At 50.0% G+C, this 3,130-nt stretch carries 5 protein-coding genes; all 5 read left to right on the forward strand.

The window, feature by feature from the left end; translation table 11 throughout:
* Nucleotides 1–231 (forward strand): hypothetical protein (locus NFS31_RS26340; protein WP_331482895.1); only part of this gene is annotated, 231 nt, incomplete at its 5' end.
* 148 nt (nucleotides 232–379) lie between these two features.
* Nucleotides 380–1,399 carry a tyrosine-type recombinase/integrase gene (locus NFS31_RS26345; protein WP_251501938.1) on the forward strand — a complete coding sequence of 340 codons (1,020 nt, stop codon included), beginning with the start codon at nucleotides 380–382 and terminating at the stop codon, nucleotides 1,397–1,399.
* A 15-nt stretch (nucleotides 1,400–1,414) separates the two neighbouring features.
* Entirely contained in the window at nucleotides 1,415–1,687 is a 273-nt protein-coding gene (locus tag NFS31_RS26350) for a hypothetical protein (protein WP_251501941.1), read from the forward strand.
* Between the two features lie 17 nt (nucleotides 1,688–1,704).
* Nucleotides 1,705–2,178, forward strand: coding sequence for a hypothetical protein (locus tag NFS31_RS26355; protein ID WP_251501943.1), 474 nt, complete (start codon nucleotides 1,705–1,707; stop codon nucleotides 2,176–2,178).
* A gap of 28 nt (nucleotides 2,179–2,206) precedes the next feature.
* A complete protein-coding gene (locus tag NFS31_RS26360; protein WP_251501945.1) occupies nucleotides 2,207–3,118 on the forward strand; it encodes a phosphoadenosine phosphosulfate reductase family protein in 912 nt (303 codons plus the stop codon).
* Nucleotides 3,119–3,130: the final 12 nt, after the last annotated feature.

Consider the following 3,130-nt stretch of genomic DNA (forward strand, 5'->3'; position numbering starts at 1 on the left):
CTTGACAGGAAGCGGCCATATGCCCGGCATAACAAAAGGTTTTACAGGCCGTACCGCAACTATTTTGCATCCGGGAGGGAGCATGAGGACTGGGACGTGATGGCGCTTGCCGGATATGCAGAACGCGGGGAAGCAAACAGCCATGGGGGATATATGTATTACATGACCCGGGAAGGGCTGGACTGGCTTGGGAAAAAGCTCGGGATCCATATTTATGACGAGGAGAATTAGGGAAACGGGAAAACGCAGCCAAGACGCTGCAGATGAAATAAAAAAGGACCGGCGTTGAATCCTGGCAGATCGTCCGGCCCTGTAATCAGGATAATTGTATTTTAACAGTTATCCTCCAAAAATGCAATAAAAGGAGGAAAGAAAATTTATGATGAGCGCAGGCGTTGTTATTAACCATATCATGGTGCAGCTACGGGATTACATAAAGACGGATACGGCCGCGGAGGTGAAGGCGGTCCTGAACATGAACCTGTGTGAGTACACCTTCCGCAAAAACGAAAAACCAACGGAGCTTTCCGCGGACACGGATGCGACGTATGAGATACTGTTAAATTACCGCGACCAGCTCATCATAGAGGGCAAGGCTGCGGCAACGATCGAGAATTACGGCCGGGAGCTTAAAAAGCTGCTTGTATGGACGGGGCTGCCGGTAAAGGAGATAAAGGAGCGCCATATTAATTCGTACATGGCGTATGGGAGGATCCAGCGGAAATGGAAGGATAAGACCTACAACTCGAAAATCCGCTCCCTGCGCGCGTTTTTCCGCTGGGCATATGAATACGACGTAATCAGGGAGGATCCGATGAGGCGCATAAAGGAGATAAAGGAGGAGTTCCGGATGGGCTCCATCCTCTCCCCGGAACACAGGGAGATCATGCGGTGCGCCTGCCGGACGGCCCGGGAACTGGCGCTGGTGGACCTGCTTTACAGCTCCGGCGGGAGGATATCGGAGATATGCCGGCTTGACCGGGACGGGATTGATTTTTCAAACAGGCGGATGATCATATTCGGCAAGGGGAAAAAGGAGCGGGAGATCTATTTCTCCCCGCAGGCAAAGGTGCATATGACGGATTACCTGGAGGGCAGGACAGACAGCAGCCCGGCGCTGTTTGTGTCCGCCAGGGCCCCATATAAGCGGCTGTCGGATGATGGGGTACGGTATATTTTAAAACAGATCCAGGCCAGGGATGAACGCCTTGCCGGGCTACAGATTTCGCCGCATACGTTCCGGCGTACCTGCGGGACAGACATGATAAACCGTGGGGCGCCGGCCGAGATGGTACAGAAAAAGCTGGGGCATGAAAATATTAATACAACGCTGACCTGTTATGCAAAAATCAGCACGGCCACTGTGAGGGATGCGGAACGGCGGTATGGGGCGGCGTAGGAAAGGAGAGTAAAGATGGGTAAATTTGACAATGTGAAATCGGGGGATACGGTTTATTGCATCGGTGATGATGAGGATTACACCGGATTTTTGTTTATGGCCGTGTGTAACGGGTATGTAATTGTGTGCCCTGAATATTCGGGCCTGGAAAATGACTTTGGCGGCCAGCTTCAGGAAATGTGCGATGAGAGCATGGAGGAGAGCGGCGTTGATGTGTACATCTTCCCGGAGGACAGGGTTTTTCTGAGCGTCTGTGAGGCAGAGGAGAGGTTGGAACAGGGAGTGTAAAGGAGCCTGAACGGGATATGTCAGAGAAATTTGAAATTGTATCACATGAGTATTATTCAAACTGTCTGTTTGAGGCAGTAAAAGCAAAACTGCGGGATCCCAGGATCAGGCTGTACTTCTGCCGGCCGCGGATAACGGAAAACGGGCGCTTCCAGATGTTCCATTTTATGTGGGGCGACGGGAAGGCGGATTATGATTTTTCGGATTTAGGGGAAAACTGGCTGCCGCCATGGCAGAACCTGTTTTTCAAAGGCGCAGTCAGGAAGTTTCCAGCGGGATTTGCCGCGAAGTATACGGAGTACCGGAACATGGCAGGCGGCAAAAAAATAAAACAGTTGTCCTCAGCCTGTATAAAATATATTTTAATCGTTATTTTATGGCAGGCGTTAGAAATGGTATTTTATGGGGCCGTACAGCACAGGGTTGTTGACGATATAATCGGGGTTATTCTTTTCTGGTACATATACCGGTCTGAAAAAAGCTGCTTGTAAGGAAGCAGGCACAGGAGAAAGGATTAATATGGATTTAGAACATAAGTCTATCGAACGGATAAGGCTGGCGTCAGAAATGAGCCTGCATCACTACGGGAAACCGCTGGTCTGCGCATATTCTGGAGGGAAGGACTCGGACGTCATGCTTGAGCTGTTTAAACGTTCCGGCGCGCCGTTTGAGGTTGTGAACAGCCATACTACGGTAGACGCGCCGCCAACGGTATACCATATCCGCAAAAAATTTTCGGAATTGGAAAACCAGGGGATAAAGGCAGCCGTCCATAAACCGGGTTTGAGCATGTGGGAACTAATCGTAAAAAAGAAAATCCCCCCAACAGGCATTGCTAGGTATTGCTGTGAATACCTGAAGGAAAACACAGTTAAAAACCGGTTTGTGGCCACGGGCGTCAGGTGGGCAGAGAGCAGTAAACGGAAGAAATACCGCGAAATTGGGCCCAGGGAAAAGGATTTGGCTATAAAAATTATGGCCCTGAATGACAATGACAGGAAGAGGGCCCTGACAGAGCGGTGTGAAATGAAATCAGATATGATCCTGAACCCTATATTGGACTGGCCGGATAAAGATATCTGGGAGTATTACTGGAATGAATGCACGCTTCATAATCCCCTGTACAAAATGGGCTATTACCGTGTTGGGTGTGTCGGCTGCCCGATGGCTGGAAAGGGCAGGTGGAAAGAGTTTGCTGATTTCCCAACATACAAAAGGGCATATATCAGGGCGTTCGGGAAAATGCTGGAGGCCATCCACGGGACAGGGGGGCTAACCAGGTGGAAAACAGGATATGATGTTTTCTCCTGGTGGATGAAGGACAGCAATGTCCCGGGGCAGATAAGCTTCGGAGACTATTCCCCATTCTTTGAAGAAAATGGGGAAGTGCAAAATACTGACAGGAGGGAATACAGACATGACTGCGATTAGCGAACAGGTAAA

This window comes from Otoolea muris, from assembly GCF_943193115.1.
Classification (GTDB): Bacteria; Bacillota; Clostridia; order Lachnospirales; family Lachnospiraceae; genus Otoolea; species Otoolea muris.